17 protein-coding genes and 1 other annotated feature are annotated in these 18,294 nt (G+C 39.4%); of the genes, 13 read left to right on the top strand and 4 right to left on the bottom strand.

Translation table 11 applies throughout. The features are described from left to right. Window positions 1–36: 36 nt before the first annotated feature. Window positions 37–252, top strand: a binding site (T-box leader). Window positions 253–364: 112 nt separating this feature from the next. The 3 genes from leuS (at window position 365) to MHH37_RS14985 (ending at window position 4,221) form a co-directional block, all read left to right on the top strand. Then, window positions 365–2,779: a leucine--tRNA ligase gene (leuS, locus tag MHH37_RS14995; RefSeq protein ID WP_342573652.1), complete on the top strand. Its 2,415-nt coding sequence runs from the start codon at window positions 365–367 to the stop codon at window positions 2,777–2,779. A gap of 169 nt (window positions 2,780–2,948) precedes the next feature. Beyond that, window positions 2,949–3,383 carry an SRPBCC family protein gene (locus MHH37_RS14990; protein WP_342573651.1) on the top strand — a complete coding sequence of 145 codons (435 nt, stop codon included), beginning with the start codon at window positions 2,949–2,951 and terminating at the stop codon, window positions 3,381–3,383. A gap of 196 nt (window positions 3,384–3,579) precedes the next feature. Further along, window positions 3,580–4,221 (top strand): hemolysin III family protein, encoded by a 642-nt coding sequence (locus MHH37_RS14985; RefSeq protein ID WP_014823074.1) that lies wholly within the window; start codon window positions 3,580–3,582, stop codon window positions 4,219–4,221. Window positions 4,222–4,262: 41 nt separating this feature from the next. Here the strand turns inward: MHH37_RS14985 and MHH37_RS14980 are convergent, their stop codons facing one another. Both MHH37_RS14980 and MHH37_RS14975 read right to left on the bottom strand, forming a co-directional pair. Further along, the gene (locus tag MHH37_RS14980) at window positions 4,263–5,081 is read right to left on the bottom strand and encodes a hypothetical protein (RefSeq protein ID WP_014823075.1); all 819 of its coding nucleotides are present in this window, start codon (window positions 5,079–5,081) and stop codon (window positions 4,263–4,265) included. Between the two features lie 89 nt (window positions 5,082–5,170). Next, complete coding sequence (locus MHH37_RS14975) at window positions 5,171–6,424, bottom strand: NAD(P)/FAD-dependent oxidoreductase (protein WP_342576276.1); 1,254 nt, start codon at window positions 6,422–6,424, stop codon at window positions 5,171–5,173. 265 nt (window positions 6,425–6,689) lie between these two features. Between MHH37_RS14975 and MHH37_RS14970 the strand changes: the two genes are divergently transcribed. Continuing rightward, complete coding sequence (locus MHH37_RS14970) at window positions 6,690–8,306, top strand: polysaccharide biosynthesis protein (protein ID WP_342573650.1); 1,617 nt, start codon at window positions 6,690–6,692, stop codon at window positions 8,304–8,306. 49 nt (window positions 8,307–8,355) lie between these two features. Continuing rightward, the gene (locus MHH37_RS14965; protein ID WP_342573649.1) at window positions 8,356–9,066 is read left to right on the top strand and encodes a pseudouridine synthase; all 711 of its coding nucleotides are present in this window, start codon (window positions 8,356–8,358) and stop codon (window positions 9,064–9,066) included. 191 nt (window positions 9,067–9,257) lie between these two features. Here MHH37_RS14965 and MHH37_RS14960 read toward each other — a convergent pair whose 3' ends face one another. Then, window positions 9,258–9,479, bottom strand: coding sequence for a DeoR family transcriptional regulator (locus MHH37_RS14960; RefSeq protein WP_008408196.1), 222 nt, complete (start codon window positions 9,477–9,479; stop codon window positions 9,258–9,260). A gap of 325 nt (window positions 9,480–9,804) precedes the next feature. Between MHH37_RS14960 and pepV the strand changes: the two genes are divergently transcribed. The 6 genes from pepV (at window position 9,805) to MHH37_RS14930 (ending at window position 15,882) form a co-directional block, all read left to right on the top strand. After that, window positions 9,805–11,199, top strand: coding sequence for a dipeptidase PepV (pepV, locus tag MHH37_RS14955; protein ID WP_342573648.1), 1,395 nt, complete (start codon window positions 9,805–9,807; stop codon window positions 11,197–11,199). Between the two features lie 19 nt (window positions 11,200–11,218). Continuing rightward, window positions 11,219–12,070, top strand: coding sequence for a D-amino-acid transaminase (dat, locus tag MHH37_RS14950; protein WP_342573647.1), 852 nt, complete (start codon window positions 11,219–11,221; stop codon window positions 12,068–12,070). Window positions 12,071–12,367: 297 nt separating this feature from the next. After that, window positions 12,368–13,360, top strand: coding sequence for a nuclease-related domain-containing protein (locus tag MHH37_RS14945; RefSeq protein ID WP_342573646.1), 993 nt, complete (start codon window positions 12,368–12,370; stop codon window positions 13,358–13,360). A 3-nt stretch (window positions 13,361–13,363) separates the two neighbouring features. Further along, window positions 13,364–14,284 (top strand): YegS/Rv2252/BmrU family lipid kinase, encoded by a 921-nt coding sequence (locus MHH37_RS14940; protein ID WP_342573645.1) that lies wholly within the window; start codon window positions 13,364–13,366, stop codon window positions 14,282–14,284. A 65-nt stretch (window positions 14,285–14,349) separates the two neighbouring features. Then, complete coding sequence (trmB, locus tag MHH37_RS14935; RefSeq protein WP_342573644.1) at window positions 14,350–14,997, top strand: tRNA (guanosine(46)-N7)-methyltransferase TrmB; 648 nt, start codon at window positions 14,350–14,352, stop codon at window positions 14,995–14,997. 24 nt (window positions 14,998–15,021) lie between these two features. Next, window positions 15,022–15,882, top strand: a complete 861-nt coding sequence (locus MHH37_RS14930; protein WP_342573643.1) for an MBL fold metallo-hydrolase — start codon at window positions 15,022–15,024, stop codon at window positions 15,880–15,882. 157 nt (window positions 15,883–16,039) lie between these two features. Here the strand turns inward: MHH37_RS14930 and MHH37_RS14925 are convergent, their stop codons facing one another. Next, window positions 16,040–16,354 carry a hypothetical protein gene (locus tag MHH37_RS14925; protein WP_008408209.1) on the bottom strand — a complete coding sequence of 105 codons (315 nt, stop codon included), beginning with the start codon at window positions 16,352–16,354 and terminating at the stop codon, window positions 16,040–16,042. Window positions 16,355–16,500: 146 nt separating this feature from the next. Between MHH37_RS14925 and MHH37_RS14920 the strand changes: the two genes are divergently transcribed. Both MHH37_RS14920 and MHH37_RS14915 read left to right on the top strand, forming a co-directional pair. Further along, the gene (locus MHH37_RS14920) at window positions 16,501–17,577 is read left to right on the top strand and encodes a M42 family metallopeptidase (RefSeq protein ID WP_342573642.1); all 1,077 of its coding nucleotides are present in this window, start codon (window positions 16,501–16,503) and stop codon (window positions 17,575–17,577) included. Window positions 17,578–17,656: 79 nt separating this feature from the next. Further along, window positions 17,657–18,271, top strand: a complete 615-nt coding sequence (locus tag MHH37_RS14915) for a DUF84 family protein (protein ID WP_342573641.1) — start codon at window positions 17,657–17,659, stop codon at window positions 18,269–18,271. The last annotated feature ends 23 nt before the right edge of the window (window positions 18,272–18,294 follow it).

Genomic DNA, 18,294 nt, shown 5'->3' with positions numbered 1-18,294 from the left:
TTTTGTGTTGAATTCGTTAAAATGAATGAAATAATAATATTGACTGTGATGAGGAATAGTAAATGGACACACTTTATAGAGAGCTGGCGGCAGGTGGAAGCCGGTAAGTGTCAAGTTGAACTCGCCTCGGAGTTTGCTTTAGTGAAGTAATAGTAGCTAATGGCCGTGTATTCGCGTTAAGAAATGAAGCTGAGTGCTGCGTCACTAATTTGGGTGGTACCGCGGGAGTAAAAAATATCTCTCGTCCCTTCTTATCATAAGATGGGACGGGATTTTTTTATTTTTTAAATATTCTGTTAAATCATTGATGATACGCCTAAAATACATAAACCACAGCAAGAATATATTTAAAGGAGGAATTATTGTGAGTTTTAATCATCAGCAAATTGAGAAAAAGTGGCAAACGTTTTGGGATGTCAATAAAACATTCAAAACTGAAAATGAAATGGATAAGCCAAAGTTTTATGCATTGGATATGTTCCCTTACCCATCAGGTGCGGGTCTGCACGTAGGACACCCTGAAGGTTATACAGCGACAGATATTTTGTCTCGTTTTAAACGTATGCAAGGCTACAATGTCCTTCATCCAATGGGCTGGGATGCATTCGGTTTACCTGCAGAGCAATATGCACTTGATACAGGGAATGACCCAGCTGAATTTACAGCTAAAAACATCGCGACATTCAAACGTCAAATTAACGAGCTAGGCTTCTCTTATGACTGGGATCGTGAAATTAACACAACTGACCCGTCTTATTATAAATGGACGCAATGGATTTTCACTAAGTTAGTGGAAATGGATTTAGCGTATGTAGATGAAGTGGCAGTTAACTGGTGTGAAGCATTAGGTACGGTTCTTGCTAACGAGGAAGTAATCGACGGAGTTTCTGAGCGTGGCGGTCACCCGGTAGTACGTCGTCCGATGCGACAATGGGTACTGCGTATTACAAAATATGCAGACCGTTTAGTCGATGATTTAGTTGATGTTGACTGGCCTGAATCAATTAAGGAAATGCAACGTAACTGGATCGGCCGTTCTGAAGGCGCACAAGTGAAATTCACTGTTGCTGGCACAGACAAAAACTTCGAAGTATTTACAACACGTCCGGATACATTATTTGGCGCGACATACTGTGTATTAGCACCAGAGCATAAATTAGTAGCTGACATTACTACTGCAGAGCAAAAAGAAGCAGTAGAGGCATACTTGGAAAAAGTATCATTAAAATCTGATTTAGAACGTACAGACTTAGCAAAAGAAAAAACAGGTGTATTCACAGGTGCTTATGCAGTGAACCCGATCAACGGCAAACAAGTGCCGATCTGGATTGCGGATTATGTATTGGCAACATACGGAACTGGTGCAATTATGGCTGTTCCTGCACATGATGAGCGTGACTATGAATTTGCAAAAGAGTTCAATTTAGAAATCATTCCAGTTCTTGAAGGCGGAGACATTGAGAATGAAGCATTCACTGGTGACGGTGCGCATATTAACTCGGACTTCTTAAACGGATTAAATAAAGCAGACGGTATTGCGAAGGCAATTGAATGGTTAGTGGAAAATGGTGTAGGGGAAAAGAAAATTACTTACCGTTTACGCGACTGGTTATTCAGCCGTCAACGCTACTGGGGAGAACCAATTCCAGTAATTCACTGGGAAGATGGCACAATGACTACGATTCCTGTAGAGGAACTGCCATTGGAATTACCGAAAACAACAAATATCCGTCCTTCAGGTACTGGTGAATCACCACTTGCAAATATTGAAGAATGGGTGAATGTAGTTGATCCAGTAACAGGCAAAAAAGGACGCCGTGAAACGAATACAATGCCACAATGGGCCGGTTCATCATGGTACTTCCTGCGCTATATCGATCCGAAAAATGATCAGGCGCTTGCAGATCCGGAACTATTAAAACATTGGCTACCAGTCGATATTTATATCGGTGGCGCAGAGCACGCGGTACTTCACTTACTATACGCACGCTTCTGGCATAAAGTGCTTTATGATTTAGGACTTGTTCATACGAAGGAACCGTTCCAAAAGTTATTTAACCAAGGGATGATTCTAGGTGAAGGCAATGAAAAAATGTCTAAATCTAAAGGCAATGTTGTAAACCCTGATGACATTATCGTTTCACATGGTGCTGATACATTACGTTTATACGAAATGTTCATGGGTCCACTGGAAGCTTCTGTAGCATGGAGCACGAACGGTCTTGACGGGGCACGTCGTTTCCTAGATCGTATTTGGCGTCTATTCGTCACAGATGAAGGAAAGCTTGCTGCAAAAGTTCAAGATTCTGCTGACACAATATTGGAAAAAGTGTATCACCAAACTGTGAAAAAAGTGACGGAAGACTACGAAGGCATTCGCTTCAACACAGCAATTTCACAAATGATGGTATTCATTAATGATTGCTACAAAGCGGAAGTAATTCCAACAGAATATGCAAAAGGCTTCGTGAAACTTTTATCGCCAATCGCACCGCATATTGCTGAAGAGCTTTGGTCAATTTTAGGACATGAAGATACAATTACGTATGCAACATGGCCAACATTCGATGAGTCAAAACTAGTAGACGATGAAATCGAAGTTGTTGTACAAGTTTTAGGTAAAGTACGTGCAAAAGTAACGGTTGCAAAAGATATTACTAAGGAAGATTTAGAAAAAGTTGCTTTAGCAGACAGCAAAGTACAAGAATTTATCGAAGGGAAAACAGTTGTGAAAGTAATTGTCATCCCAGGTAAATTAGTTAATATCGTTGTTAAATAATTAATCAAATAAAATTAATGCACGGTGTTTTCATATGGAAAACCACCGTGTATTTTTATTTAGATTTCATATGAAAAGCAAAAATAACTATGTTGCGTAACCGATTTCTATGTAATACTAGAATAGTAAATGGTCACATTTAATGAATTGAAGAAAGAAGTGTAACAACATGGCACAAGCATCACATTCAGTACAAATCCCAGTTAGCCAGGAACAAGTATGGGCTTTCGTAAGTAAAATCGAAAAATGGGCTGTATTAGTTCCGGCGTACAAAGAACATAAAGAACTGGATGCCCAAACATCACATTGGACATTCGAAGGAAACTTTAAAGGTTTAAAGAAAAAAGTTGAAATCGAAATTAAAATTATCGAAATGAATGAGCCTTCTAACATCAGATTTGAAATAACTGGGCTATCGGATAATATTAAAGGCGGCGGCGAATTTACAGCTGAGACGAAAGATGGCGGTACATATATGACAGGTATGGTAGAAGTAACTGCTGGAGGTCTTTCTGGAGCAGTATTGAATCCGGCTATTAAAGTATTATTACCGAAAGTTACGACTCGCTTAACAGAAAAAATCGCTCGCCATATCCAGGCATAAGACTATCAATAACTCACTGGAAAAAAATTTTCCCAGTGGGTTTTTTTATGTGAAAGAAGGGGGTATAGCTTTAATGGACAGGCCCTCCCTAGATTTCCAGCAAATCCATGATAAATATCATATGGAAAGCATGACAAGTTCTTCTATAACAAACAGACACAATTTTTTATAATTGAATAATGAAAGAGGTGGCTTTATGACACAAATCATGATGGAACAAAGTGGATATAGTACAAAAGAAGAATTTTGGAACGGGCTGACACACGGGATTGCCGCATTGCTGACGATTCCCGCAACTTTGCTGTTAGTGAACAAAGCCCAGCATCAAGGCACAACATTAGAGCTCGTAAGCTATATTATTTTTGGTATTTCAATGTTCTGCCTGTATTTCGCTTCAACGATGTATCACTCATGGCCAAAACATAAAACATTTCTGAAAAAGCTCGATCACAGCTCCATTTTTTTATTAATTGCAGGTACGTATACACCAATCGTATTAGTCGCAATTGGCGGCAAATTGGGATGGACAATTTTTGCGGTTCAATGGATTTTAGCAACAATCGGTATTGTACTGAAACAATTCTTTGTTTACCGTTTTAAATTACTATCGCTGTTTGTTTACATCGGGATGGGCTGGCTCATTATTTTTGTAGCCAAGCCGTTATTCGCACATATTGGCATCGCCGGTTTTGCCACATTATTAATGGGTGGACTGTCCTATACGGTCGGCACTTACTTTTACAAAAATGACCGCATTCCATACAACCATGCAATTTGGCACTTATTTGTTATGGGCGGCAGTGTCGCGATGTTCTTCGCAATTTACTTATATGTATAAACAAAAGAGTCAATCCTGTTATTGTGAGGATTGACTCTTTTCTATATGCTCGCTGTAAATTTTTCGATTAAATCTTGCAAGTAATCGTCATATTGTTCTTCGTTGCGTTTTTTCATTTCTTCCAAAACCTGATTTAAAAATGTTTTGTTGTCCATGAACTGATCCGGCAACGTTTCATATAGTAGCTGATGATGGTAATTTTCCTGATCCAGATAAAGCTCAAAATAATAGCCGAGCTTTTCGTCTTCATTGAACATATGCATCATGCAATCTACTTCATAGCATTGCATAATAAAATCATGTTTAAAGCCAATTTGGACGGTAAATGCAATATGCCCGCCTTCACCATCTAATTTAAATGAATCCATATCAGAAATCATTTGGTTTTTTTGCATGAGCCAGTACAGTTCGTTTGCCTGACGGTTAGTCGTAAAGCTTGTAATCCCTTTCGGCGCATTTTCAATGAAGAAATGCTTTGCCAGTTTTGCTTGCACCGCCTCTTCAATTGATGAGGAAGAAGCAATTTTATCAAGCTGCTGACATACAATTAGCAATAGTGCCGGACTTTTTTGCAAATGCTCAATAATCTTTTTTAATTGCATCGGGCAAACATTTGGTATATTAACCAAATCGACAGCCAAAGACATGCCAACACCTTGTTTATTTAAGCCAAGTATCAAATATAATGGAACACTTTTCGCATAGGAGTTATTTTTTTCAACATAGCAAAAAACACGAATGGAAAAGGTAAATTCATCTTTATTACGATTGCTTATTTTTGTGCAGGTTAAATGAGTTTGCATGAGCTCATCAGATGCTAAATAAAGCATAGTTTGGTTTTTTTGAGAATTATTATTCATCGTGCCGTATCCTCCTGAGTGTACATACCTCTTATGATACTAGGGAATGATGAGCAGTTCTAGTATTTTTACGATTAAAAACAGAAACGTTACTGTTGCCCCGCACTCATACCGGCAATTCGTCCTGTAACGAGAGCAGAAGTAATATTGTAACCCCCCGTATAACCGTGAATATCTAAAATCTCACCACAGAAATAAAGTCCCTGTTTTTTCTTGGAGGCCATTGTTTTTGGTTCAATTTCTTTTACCGAAACCCCGCCTCCTGTAACAAATGCCTTTTCAATTGGTTGGGTACCGTGAACGTCCATCGTAAACGCGACAAGTTGGCGTGCAAAATTGCGAATCTTCTCTTGAGATAATTCTATGCCTGTTAACTGTGCGTCAATACCTGCACGCTCCATTAAAAATAATAGCCAGCGTTCTGGAACGAGTGATTTCCATAAGTTTTTTACCGCTTTTTTCGGTTCTTCCTTGATTGTTTTATTTAACATTTGGAAGCATGTTTCTTCGTTGTACTGCGGTAATGATTGAATACGAACTTGTACTGGCGCGCTCCCTGTTTTCAACTGCTCTTTTACAATAAACTGACTGCAGCGTAAAATGGCAGGACCGCTTAAGCCAAAGTGTGTAAACAGCATATCCATCTGATGTGTTACAAGAACTTTTCCTTTTTTGTTTAAAACGGAAACAGCGGCATCACGTAATGCCAACCCTTGTAGCTCACGTGATTGGATAAAGGGTTCCTTTGATGTAACGGGAACTTCTGTCGGGTAAAGTGTAGTAACCGTGTGGCCTGCCCGTTCTGCCCATGGATAACCATCACCAGTAGAGCCGGTTTGAGGAACAGCTTTACCACCGACTGCGACAACAACAGCATTTGTACGGATTTCTTCGCCGCTTTCCAAACGTACACCATATATTTTTTGATCGTCCATTAACAATTTATTAACTGCCGTGTGCAAACGGACTTCTACTTTTAATCGCTTCATTTCATTGACAAGTGCATCAACAACATCTTGTGCGCGGTCGGATACTGGGAACATACGCCCGTGATCCTCTTCTTTTAATGCCACGCCAAGTCCTTCAAAAAATGCAATAATATCTTCATTATTATAAACGGTAAAGGGACTATATAAAAAGCGCCCATTGCCGGGAATATGTTTAATGATTTCTTCCGCTGATAGTCGATTTGTTACATTACAGCGTCCACCGCCAGAAATGGCCAGTTTCTTTCCTAGTTTTGAGCCTTTTTCAAGCAGGAGCACTTTTTTGTTTTGCTCGGCTGCGGCAATTGCTGCCATCAATCCTGATGGACCGCCTCCTATTACAATTACATCATACATAGATAATTTCTCACTTTCTTTTGCAATAATTTTTTCGTTCAACGGATTTTTCTCTTACTTATTATACACGAAGTGAAGAAACTATTTGAGTAAATGGACTTTCACATGTAAACTTGTAAAAGGAATTGTACGGGAACTTTTTAATGAGAACACCGTCACAAGAAGGAAGTTAAATAATGTAAATAAATAACTTGCATTACGAAATCGTATTGTAAGTGAATTGTTATACTAAAAGAGAATTTCATATAGAACGGTAGGTTATTTCATGTCTTCATTAATGAAAGGAACAGCCATATTAACAATTGGATTGTTTCTATCAAAGCTTTTAGGGTTAGTTTATATTTTCCCGTTTTACGCCATTGTAGGTGAAGATAATATTGCTTTATATAATTACGCCTACATCCCCTATAATATTATGTTAAGTATTGCCATTGCGGGACTGCCGATTGCAGTATCAAAATTCGTATCGAAATATAATGCGCTCGGGGATTTTGATGCCGGTCGCAGATTAGTAAAAACAGGTGCATTACTGATGACGCTTACAGGAATTGTAGCGTTTATTTTAATGAATCTGCTTGCAACACCGCTAGCAAATATTGTGATTGATAGTGAAGAACAGACATTTACTGTGGAGCAAGTTGCGAATGTCATCAAGTGGGTAAGTTATGCACTGATTGTTGTGCCGTTTATGAGTTTAGTCCGTGGTTACTTGCAAGGATACGGACATTATTTGCCGACATCTGTTTCTCAGCTGGTCGAGCAAATAGTGCGTATCGTCTTTTTATTAGGCGGGGCATTCATCGTTGTCAAAGTTATGGACGGTGATGAGATTACAGCAATTAATTTCTCAGTATTTGCCGCATTTATTGGAGCACTTGGTGGACTTTTAACATTGTTTTATTTTTGGAAAAAGCTGCGTCCGGAGATTAAATCTGTTCAGGTTGTAGCACCGAGAGAACAGAGACTTCCTTATTCGGATATGTACAAAGAGATTTTTAAATATTCGATTCCCGTTGTTTTCGTCGGATTGGGGAGTTCCTTATTCCAACTTGTCGATTTGCTGACATTTAACCGTGCGATGATTGCCAGCGGGATATCCGGAGAAATTAGCCAAGCATACTTTACAATGCTCAACTTGTTAACGCAAAAAATTGTTATGATTCCCGTCGTTTTGGCGACAGGCTTTTCGATGGCAATCATTCCGACTGTCACGAAATTTTATACGGAAGGTAATTTGCGGCAAGTACATAGTTCGATGGATAAAACGTACCAAGTGCTGCTGTTTATTACTGTACCGGCAGCGATCGGAATTTCAATTTTAGCGGAAGATTTATACCATTTCTTCTATTCCTACAGTGAAATGGGAACACAAGTATTAAGCCACTACGCACCGCTTGCCATTTTCTTTGCATTATTTACTGTAACAGCCGCGATATTACAAGGGGTCAATTACCAAAAATGGGTCATCTTCAGTTTACTTGTCGGCCTGCTTACGAAAACGATACTAAATATACCGCTTATTCACCTTATGTCGGTTGATGGTGCGATTTTAGCGACAGCACTTGGCTATGGAGCGACAATCGCGATCAATATTTTTGTCATAAAAAAAGTGACAAATTACAATGCGACAGTAGTTTTGCGCCGTATTTTGTTAATTATTATTTTGACAATTGTCATGGCGTTAGCAGTATGGAACACACATATTGTTTTAACAGCGATTGCTCCGGCTTCTACGAAAGTATTAGCGCTTCTATATGCAATCATTTGTGCAGGGGTTGGTGCCATTATTTATGGCGCGATTTCTTATCGACTAGGGTTAGCCCAATTATTATTAGGTGAAAAGTTTACAAAAATTGCACGTAAATTAAGATTAGTAAAATAAAAATGAGGACGTCGTAACGAAGGCGTCCCCTTTTTTCATGGAGGACTATATGCGTTTAGACAAATTACTGGCTAATATGGGCTACGGCTCGCGAAAAGAAGTGAAACTATTATTAAAGCAAAAAGCTGTCACAGTGGATGGTGTTACAGTGAAAGATTCAGCAATGCATGTCAATCCGGAAAAACAAAATGTTTCGGTGTTTGGCGAGCGTGTAGAGTATGTGGAGTTTATTTATTTAATGATGAATAAACCACCGGGTGTCATTTCGGCTACAGAAGACCGTTACGATCAAACGGTCATTGATTTGCTGGATCCGTCCTATCAGCACTTTGAGCCATTCCCTGTAGGCCGGTTGGATAAAGATACAGAAGGGCTGCTGCTCATTACAAATGATGGCAATTTAGCACATAATCTGCTTTCTCCTAAAAAGCATGTTCCGAAATGGTATTACGCCAAAATTGACGGAGTTGTAACGGAAGCCGATATCGAAGCCTTCGCACAAGGTGTAACATTGGAAGATGGTTATCATACAAAGCCTGGAGAATTAAAAATAGTAGTGTCTGGCGAGCAATCGGAAATTGAGCTGATGATCCAAGAAGGGAAATTCCATCAAGTGAAGCGGATGTTTGAGGCGGTAGGCAAGAAGGTTACGTATTTAAAGCGTCTGTCAATGGGAACATTGCAGCTTGATGAACAATTGGCATTAGGTGAATACCGGGAGCTGACAGAACAGGAACTCGATCTGTTGGCGACAAAATAATAAACAAAGGAAAAGCGAATGCCCCGACGAAAAGGCATTCGCTTCTTTTAGTTCTATGTGTCAAGAACTAAGTGAACGCTTGCTGACTCAGCAATGTTCATAATATTTCATGTGTAACTGATCGACACCTTACGTTATGTTGGGACAATTAGTCCTTTCTCACAAAATAAGAATCAGCCGCTTTCAAAATTCTAAGATGTCATTTTTACTTTTTTCTTCGTCGTTGTCCATTTACCCCGACTTGGACTCATTACCAAGTCATTGAAGGCTAACACATTCAAATCTCTTTGAATGGTGCGAGGAGTGATGTTAAACTCTTCGACTAAATCCTGTGTAGTCACTTCTCCTTTATTGAGGATAAACATATACACGTCTTTAATACGATTAAGCATTCTATCAGTAGTTGGCTTCATTTCTAAAAACCACTCCTTCGATCTTAAATTCTCATGGCATAAGACTAGCGGACGACAAAATATGTGCGGAGTGCACTTAGGCTTTAGTAGTTTGCCTTAGACATCCCCTTTTCTGAAAGTTTGGTCAGAATTGATGTTCTGACACATACATTATAGCGGAAAACCAAACAGATTTCCAGAAATGAGAGACGAAAAACACTATTTTTACAGAAAATTCATATATTTAATATTCCTAGAAATAGAGGATGCCGATTAAAGTCAAATGATTATTGTAATTTTAACAAGAAGGAGTACAATAACAATATTATAAAAATGAGGTGTAGTGATGGATTGGTTACAACTGGCTCAGGAAAGAAAAGAAGAGCTTATAAAAGAATTGCAGCAATTGATTCAAATAGAAAGTGTAAAAGATGAAAATAATTTTTCTGATATAATGCCTTTCGGTGCTGGTCCGAAAGCAGCATTGGAATTTATGCTTCAAAAAGGTGTGGAGCAAGGGATGACTACAAAAAACGTGGATCATATGGCCGGCCATATTGAAATGGGCCAAGGTGAAGAACTTGTCGGTGTGCTTTGCCATGTCGATGTTGTACCTGCCGGAGATGTCGCTAGTTGGACATATCCTCCGTTTGAAGGGCAAGTGGCAGACGGAAAATTATTTGGTCGTGGTGCGATTGATGACAAAGGTCCAACAATGGCGGCTTGGCTGGCGATGAAATTGATTCACGATGCGAAAATCCCATTGAAAAAACGAGTACGAATGATAATTGGTACAGATGAAGAAAGCGGTTTCCAATGCGTGACACGCTACTTCGAAAAAGAAGAAATGCCGACAATTGGTTTTGCACCTGATGCAGACTTTCCGCTAATCAACGCTGAGAAAGGTATTGCCCATTTAACGTTTTCCGGTAAAGAAAAACGATCAAGCGATGAGCAATTACTGTCATTCTATGCAGGTAACCGAACAAATATGGTGCCGGATGAAGCAACTGCTACTTTAAAATATGCCGAAAAGAGCACAAATGAGAATTTTCTGAAATATTTAAAAGAAAATGACGTTGAAGGTACTTTCACTAAAAACGATAATGGGATTATAATTGTTTTAAAAGGTAAATCAGCCCATGCAATGGAACCAGAGAAAGGACGAAATGCAGCGGTTTATTTAGCGAAGTTTTTACAAAATGTTGTGACGACAAATCAGAGTAAGTCGTTTGTCGATTTTATTGTCCGTGTTTTTGACAACGATCATTACGGCACAGCATTGGACTTCCAATTTGAAGATGCGATGTCAGGACCGACAACATTAAATCCGGGAATCGTAACTTTTGATGAGCGCGGTTCGTCAATTGAAGTAAGTATGCGCTATTCCGTGACATATCCGTTTGAAGAAAAAATAACGAAAGTACAGGCATTATTACAGCATGAAGCTTTTACGTTAGATGTAGTGAGCAATTCAATCCCGCATTATGTAAGCGAGGAAGATGAATTGATACAAACATTGCTCCAAGTTTATCGCAAATACAGCAATGATTTCTCGAAGCCTCTTTCAACAGGCGGAGGGACATATGCGCGCGTTATGAAAAAAGGGGTCGCATTCGGTATGCTGTTCCCTGGTGAACAGGATGTTGCCCATCAGGCAGATGAATTTGTTGATATTGAAAACTTGATAAAAGCGACTGCCATTTATGCAGAAGCAATTGTAAATTTAGCAACTAACTAATTAAAAGGTGGTATTTGAGATGAGCTTTAGTTTATGGAATGATCAAATTGTACAAAATGAAGAAGTGCTGGTAGACAAGGAAGACCGCGGTTACCAATTCGGTGACGGTGTGTATGAAGTCGTGAAAGTATATAACGGGGAACTTTTCACAGCAACTGAACATATTGACCGTTTTTATGACAGTGCTGAAAAAATCCGCATTACGATTCCTTATACGAAAGATAAATTACACCAATTACTGCATCAACTGGTTGAGGCGAACAACATTGACACAGGTCATGTTTACTTCCAAATTACTCGTGGTGCCGGCCCTCGTAACCACATTTTCCCTGGTGATGATGTGAAACCGGTAATAACAGGGAATGCAAAAGAAAATCCACGCCCATTGGAAAACTTTGAAAAGGGTGTAAAGGCAACATTTGTGGAAGATATTCGCTGGCTGCGTTGTGATATTAAATCATTAAACTTGCTTGGCGCGGTTCTTGCAAAACAAGAAGCATATGAAAAAGGCTGCTATGAAGCGATTTTACACCGTGAAGAGATTGTTACAGAAGGTTCATCTTCAAACATTTACGGTATTAAAGATGGTGTGCTGTACACACACCCGGCCAATAACCTGATTTTAAACGGGATTACACGTCAAGTAATTATTAAATGTGCAGCGGAAATCGGACTTACTGTTAACGAACAGGCAATGACGAAAGAACAGCTGCTTGCAATGGAAGAAGTAATCGTTTCTTCAACGACATCAGAAGTAACACCAGTTATTGAAATTGACGGTACTGTGATCGGCAACGGCACACCAGGTGAATGGACACGTAAATTACAAGCACAATTCGAAACAAAAATTCCAAAAGGGATTAAAGCTTAATCTGGTACGATGTATTATTTTAGAAAGCTAAAATTTAATTTTTAACAAGTTGATTGGAATGGAGGGGAGGCGACTCCAGCGGGAATAGCGCGAGCCTGAGACTACAGGCTCAGGCCGTGCCCGCGGAAAGCGTCCGACCCGGAATGGAAATCAACTCCGATGGTTTGGGAAAGAATTATAATTACACAATTTAATAAAATAGCGCCTTGCTAATCGGCAAGGCGCTATTTTTTTGGGTAGATAACCTGTAAAATGTAATGTAATAAAAAATAGGAATGAACTTAGGGAGTAGATAAAATGGCTCAGTTAATAAAACTTCAAGATTATATTTCACGATATGAAATTGACTTGGCACGCTATCCGACGCAGTTTATTCGCTTAAAACAAAATCAGTGGGAGCGGATAAAGTATCAATGGCAGACTGGAGAAACAATCGAGCGTTGGGAACATATAGAGGAAGAGGTGCAGGAAGAGAAGAAAAAGTCGCTTTTCCAAAAACTTTTCCCTTTTAAAAAAGATGTACCGGAAGAAGAACAAGAAGATATCGAAAAAGTGACCATTTCCAATGAGTGGGCAGCAGAGGGAGATTCGCATCAAGAAGAGGATACAACGCTAAATTTTGAACCGAATCTAGTCTACACACCAAAAACGTTGGAGGAACTAAAAAAAATGTTCATCGATCAGTTTTTTCATTTCCAAATGAAATGGGCGAGTTCGACATTACGTGAAAAATCTTATGTAGATCCAAAATTTATGCGCGATACATTATTGCGTTCCATGCTTCTAACATTACCGGACAATTACTTAGTATTCTATTATCCGATTTTACGAGTGAAAAAAGCGCCGATTGAGTTGGATATTATTATTATGACACCGACAGAATGTCTGTGCATTACGGTTTTGGAACAGGAAAGTCAGGCGGTCTATATCGCAAATAGCGAACGCTTCTGGTTAAAGAAGGACGGGAAAAATGAAAAAAAAGTGTTAAGCCCTTTAATTCAGTTAAACCGGATGGAAAAAGTTGTCGAACAGATTTTTCATCAGAACAATATTGAACTGCCGATCCGTAAAGTGTTGTTAACACGAAACGGCTATATTGATTATCCTGGAACAATGTATGGTATATCATTTGTGGATAAACGGAAATTTCCGGAATGGATGGCACAATTAAAGCATTCTGTTTCACCGATGAAGCATATGCAAATACGAGGTGCACAAGCAATTTTAAATACAGTTCAAACAACATCTTTTCATCGGGATATTTGGAATACGGAAAATAAGGAAGATTGATGAATGGAAGTACATTTTATAATTAATCCTTATGCAGGAAACGGGCAGGGGATTAAGCGTTGGCGTCAGTTTGAACAACAGTTGGCAATCCCGTATAAAAGCCATTTGACAAAATATGAAGGACATACACTGCTGCTGGCCAATGAACTTGCCGGACGAGCGACAAAGGAAAACCCGGTCTGTCTTATTGCTATTGGCGGGGATGGGACGATTCACGAAGTGCTGAATGGCGCAATACATTTTAAAAATGTTTATTTAGGGGCAGTTTCAGCAGGATCGGGTAATGATTTTGCCAGGGGATATCAAGCATTCAAAACGAGCAAACAGGTCGAGCAATTTATAAATACAGTAAATAGCTCCTCTCATGATTGTGGAGTAGTGAAACAAGGCGGAACAACTAAATACTTCATTAATAATTTTGGTGTTGGATTCGATGCATTAGTCGCGGGTATCGCTAACAGGTCCTCGCTGAAAAGGTCGCTTAATAAATGGAAACTGGGAAAGCTGAGCTATCCTTATTACGTCATTCATGCGCTTTTTACATATAAACCGTTTAAGCTCACGATTTCCTGTGAAGGGAAAATTAAGCAATATCAAAATGTATGGTTTGTAACGGCCAGCAACCAGCCTTATTTTGGCGGGGGGATGAAGTTGTCTCCTAATTCTAATACATCCGATGGCCAGTTCGAATTGACAGTCGTCTCCAATTTATCGAAGTGGAAATTATTATTCCTTTTTGGGACTGTATTTTTAGGGAAGCATACTTTGTTGAAGGAAGTCGAGCAGTTTGCAGCAATGGAAGCAAAGTTGATTTTTGATGAACCAGTCATGGCACATGCAGACGGTGAAATACAAAAACTAGCAACCGGTCAAAACAAAATTCAAATAACCGTTCAGAAAAAAGCATGGAATTTAGCAAAATAAAAGCAAAAGATGCTATTTTCCGTTATAATATGAGGCAGCTACACAATAGAAAAGAGGATAAGTAAGTGAGATTAAAGCATAAACCATGGGCAGCGGAATATATTCAACAACATCCTGATGTAATTATTCCAAACCCGGAAGATTATAAAGGCAAATGGAATGAAGCATTCGGCAATGACAACCCGCTACATATCGAAGTTGGTACGGGTAAAGGTCAATTCGTATTAGGAATGGCACTGCAAAATCCTGGTGTTAACTATATTGGGATTGAATTATTTGATAGTGTGATCGTTTGTGCCCTTGAAAAAATTGAAGCAGCGAACAAACCATCCAATTTACGTTTATTAAAAGTTGATGGTGCGAAGCTGGAAGAGTTTTTCGGAAAAGGGGATGTGGACCGTGTATATCTGAACTTCTCGGATCCATGGCCAAAAGTGCGCCATGCAAAACGTCGCCTAACACACGAAGGATTCCTGAAAATTTATGAGAACATTTTAGTTGATAACGGTGAAATCCATTTTAAAACGGATAACCGTGGTCTTTTTGAATATTCACTCGTAAGTATGAACGAGTATGGTATGGCATTAAACTATGTATCGCTGGACTTACATGCCAATATGCCGGAAAATAATATTATGACAGAATACGAGGAGAAATTCTCGAAGCTCGGTCAGCCAATATATCGACTAGAATGCCAATACAAGACGAAATAATTAACGATTTAGGGGGATGGAGAAATGGATCGATTTGAATTTCACAACATGACACTGACATGGTTACATGGGGGTGTCACAGCACTGGATGGCGGGGCTATGTTTGGGGTAGTGCCAAAAGCACTTTGGTCTCGTAAATATCCGGTAAATGAACTGAACCAGATTGAATTAGCATGTGAACCAATCTTAATTCAATACGAGGGGAAAAATTATTTAATCGATTCGGGTGTAGGTGCCGGTAAATTAAATGAAAAGCAGCTTCGCAATTTCGGCGTTTCCGAAGAATCAACAATTGAAAAAAGCTTAGCTGAAGCTGGATTAAAGCCAAGTGATATTGATGCAATTTTAATGACACATCTTCACTTTGATCACGCTGGCGGTTTAACGAAGTGGGAAGGGGACAAGCTTGTTCCGGTTTTCCCGAATGCAGTTATTCACACGACACAAATTGAATGGGATGAGATGTGCAATCCGAATATTCGTTCAAAAAATACGTATTGGAAAGAAAACTGGGAGCCTGTACAGCATTTAGTTTCAACATATGAAGGGGAGCTGGAAGTAGCTCCAGGCTTAAAAATGATCCATACGGGTGGTCATAGTGAAGGGCATGCGATTGTTCGCTTGGAGCAAAATGGGGAAGTGGCGCTACATATGGCGGATATTATGCCGACACATGCCCACCAAAATCCGCTTTGGGTATTGGCGTATGATGATTACCCGATGACAAGCGTATTTGCGAAAGAAAAGTTGATGAAAGAAGCACTTGAAAATGGCTACCGCTTTATTTTCTATCATGATGCGTATTACCGCATGATTCAATGGGATACAACAGGCAAAGAAGTAAAAGACAGCCTGGAACGTTCGAAACCGGCATTGATTAAGTAAAAACGAAAGCACCTGCATAGTTTACGATGCAGGTGCTTTTCTTATCGGTTGTGTACTTTTAGCATAATTGTGTTCACAATGATTAAAGGTAAAGAAAATACTTTGATGTAAAGCAGAAAAAATGCGATGACAAAATCACGTCATCGCATCCTTAACATTATATTTGTTTAATATCTACAATGGCACCGGAACGGGCATCTGCTGCGAACTCGTAGTTCTCAAGCTCGCCGTTAATTGTACGAGAAATACCTCCACGATAGACCGGTGTTTCTGTAAAGCCATTACTGAAGTTTTCAGTTTTCATGTAAATCCAAGAACCATCAATTGGTGCATGCTTTTTAAATTCATCTTTAATGTTGGCTAAAATATGATCTGGATTCGCAAATGGTGCGACACGATTGCTCATTTCTTTAACAATGACAGCTGCTGCTATCCCTGTTACAACCCCTATTGTAAAGTCTTTTAAATTCATTTCAAAATACCTCCTCAAAATAGTGACTACCTATACTTTATCATATTCTGAAAATAGAGTAAAAATAATAGAAGGTTCGAAAGTCGAAATATTGCTTGCAATTTGTGGTATAATGAAGGTAAATCTACATTTAGAGGTGTTGCAGAATGAATCAAGATACACTTGCTCTTTTTAAAACATTAACAGAATTGCCTGGTGCACCAGGGAATGAACGTGCAGTCCGAAATTTTATGCGCTCGGAATTAGCGAAATATTCTGATGAAGTTATTCAGGATAATTTAGGCGGCGTATTCGGCGTGCGTAAAGCTAAAGATGAACAAGCGCCAAAAATTTTAGTCGCTGGCCATATGGATGAAGTCGCGTTTATGGTTACTTCCATTACTGAAAACGGCATGATCCGTTTCCAAACACTTGGCGGCTGGTGGAACCAGGTAATGCTGGCACAACGCGTTACAGTTTATACGAAAGATCGTGAAATTCCGGGTGTTATTGCGTCAATTCCGCCACACTTACTGACTGATGCGGAACGTTCGAAACCGATGGATATAAAAAATATGTTGATCGATATCGGAGCGGATTCAAAAGAAGATGCCCAGAATTTAGGTGTACGACCAGGTCAATCCATTATTCCGGTATGTCCTTTCACACCGATGGCCAACCCGAAAAAAATTATGGCGAAAGCCTGGGATAACCGTTACGGCTGTGGATTAGCGATCGAACTTTTAAAAGAGATTCATGGTCAGGAAGTGAAGAGCCATATTTATTCCGGAGCAAATGTTATGGAAGAGGTCGGTTTACGCGGAGCAGCGGTTTCATCGAATATGATTAAGCCTGATCTGTTTTTTGCATTGGATGCTTCCCCGGCGAACGATACATCGGGTGATAAAAATGAATTCGGTCAACTAGGTAAAGGGACATTACTCCGAATCCTGGACCGTTCAATGGTTACACACCGAGGTATGCGTGAATTTGTGCTGGACACAGCAGAATCAAACAATATTCCATACCAATATTTCGTTTCTCAAGGTGGTACAGATGCAGGACGTGTGCACACACAAAATGACGGAATTCCATCGGCAGTAATCGGGGTTTGCTCACGATATATTCACACTTCTGCTTCGATTATTCATGTAGATGACTATGCAGCGGCGAAAGAACTGCTAGTGAAATTAATCCAAAGTGCAGACCGTTCTACAATCGAATCTATTCGCGCAAACGTATAAAAAAAGTCAATATTATATTATAATACAAGGATGCGAACTTATCGCATTCTTGTTTTTTAGTTGCGGAAATAGGTTTAACGTGTCTTACATAAAAATCGGTAAACCAGTTTTTATTGGTATAGACCGTTTAAAAAATGAACAGCTTGGAGATGAAATAATGAAAGTAGCAGTCGGATCGAAAAATAAAGCAAAATTAGGTGCCGTTGAAGCAATTGTTAAACAGTATTTCCCGAAAGCGGCAATAGAAAATATGGATGTACCTTCTGATGTGTCGATTCAGCCATTCTCAAATGAAGAAACAAGACAGGGTGCAATCAATCGTGCACGTCATACGATGATGCTGACAAATGCTGATATAACATTTGGACTTGAAGGCGGCGTCGATGAAATTGAAGGAACAATGTATTGCTGTAATTGGGGGGCGGCTGTTTTAAAGGATGGCACAGTCATTGCCAGCTCAGGAGCACAATTTGCCTTACCTGAAGAAATTGCACAGGAGCTTCGTATGGGAAAGGAACTTGGACCAGTGATGGACGTCTATACAAATAGCGAAAATATTCGTCATCATCAAGGGGCAGTGGGTATTTTTTCAAATAATCTGATTGACCGAAAAGAAATGTTTGAACACATTGTTAAGTTATTAGTTGGCCAAATACTGTTTAAAATGAATAAAGATCAAAAGGACCAGATATAGAGCACATTTGTTGCATTACGGCT

Origin of the sequence: Solibacillus sp. FSL K6-1781 (assembly GCF_038630735.1) — a bacterium.
In the GTDB taxonomy this organism is placed as follows: domain Bacteria; phylum Bacillota; class Bacilli; order Bacillales_A; family Planococcaceae; genus Solibacillus; species Solibacillus silvestris.
This window is presented reverse-complemented; position numbering and strand designations above follow the sequence as displayed.

Bases quoted from the DNA above. Each gene is read 5' to 3' on its own strand.
- MHH37_RS14990 (WP_342573651.1), top strand. From the start codon at position 2,949: ATGGCACAAGCATCACATTCAGTACAAATCCCAGTTAGCCAGGAACAA.
- MHH37_RS14985 (WP_014823074.1), top strand. From the start codon at position 3,580: ATGACACAAATCATGATGGAACAAAGTGGATATAGTACAAAAGAAGAA.
- MHH37_RS14980 (WP_014823075.1), bottom strand. From the start codon at position 5,081: ATGAATAATAATTCTCAAAAAAACCAAACTATGCTTTATTTAGCATCT.
- MHH37_RS14975 (WP_342576276.1), bottom strand. From the start codon at position 6,424: ATGTATGATGTAATTGTAATAGGAGGCGGTCCATCAGGATTGATGGCA.
- MHH37_RS14970 (WP_342573650.1), top strand. From the start codon at position 6,690: ATGTCTTCATTAATGAAAGGAACAGCCATATTAACAATTGGATTGTTT.
- MHH37_RS14965 (WP_342573649.1), top strand. From the start codon at position 8,356: ATGCGTTTAGACAAATTACTGGCTAATATGGGCTACGGCTCGCGAAAA.
- MHH37_RS14960 (WP_008408196.1), bottom strand. From the start codon at position 9,479: ATGAAGCCAACTACTGATAGAATGCTTAATCGTATTAAAGACGTGTAT.
- pepV (WP_342573648.1), top strand. From the start codon at position 9,805: ATGGATTGGTTACAACTGGCTCAGGAAAGAAAAGAAGAGCTTATAAAA.
- dat (WP_342573647.1), top strand. From the start codon at position 11,219: ATGAGCTTTAGTTTATGGAATGATCAAATTGTACAAAATGAAGAAGTG.
- MHH37_RS14945 (WP_342573646.1), top strand. From the start codon at position 12,368: ATGGCTCAGTTAATAAAACTTCAAGATTATATTTCACGATATGAAATT.
- MHH37_RS14940 (WP_342573645.1), top strand. From the start codon at position 13,364: ATGGAAGTACATTTTATAATTAATCCTTATGCAGGAAACGGGCAGGGG.
- MHH37_RS14930 (WP_342573643.1), top strand. From the start codon at position 15,022: ATGGATCGATTTGAATTTCACAACATGACACTGACATGGTTACATGGG.
- MHH37_RS14925 (WP_008408209.1), bottom strand. From the start codon at position 16,354: ATGAATTTAAAAGACTTTACAATAGGGGTTGTAACAGGGATAGCAGCA.
- MHH37_RS14920 (WP_342573642.1), top strand. From the start codon at position 16,501: ATGAATCAAGATACACTTGCTCTTTTTAAAACATTAACAGAATTGCCT.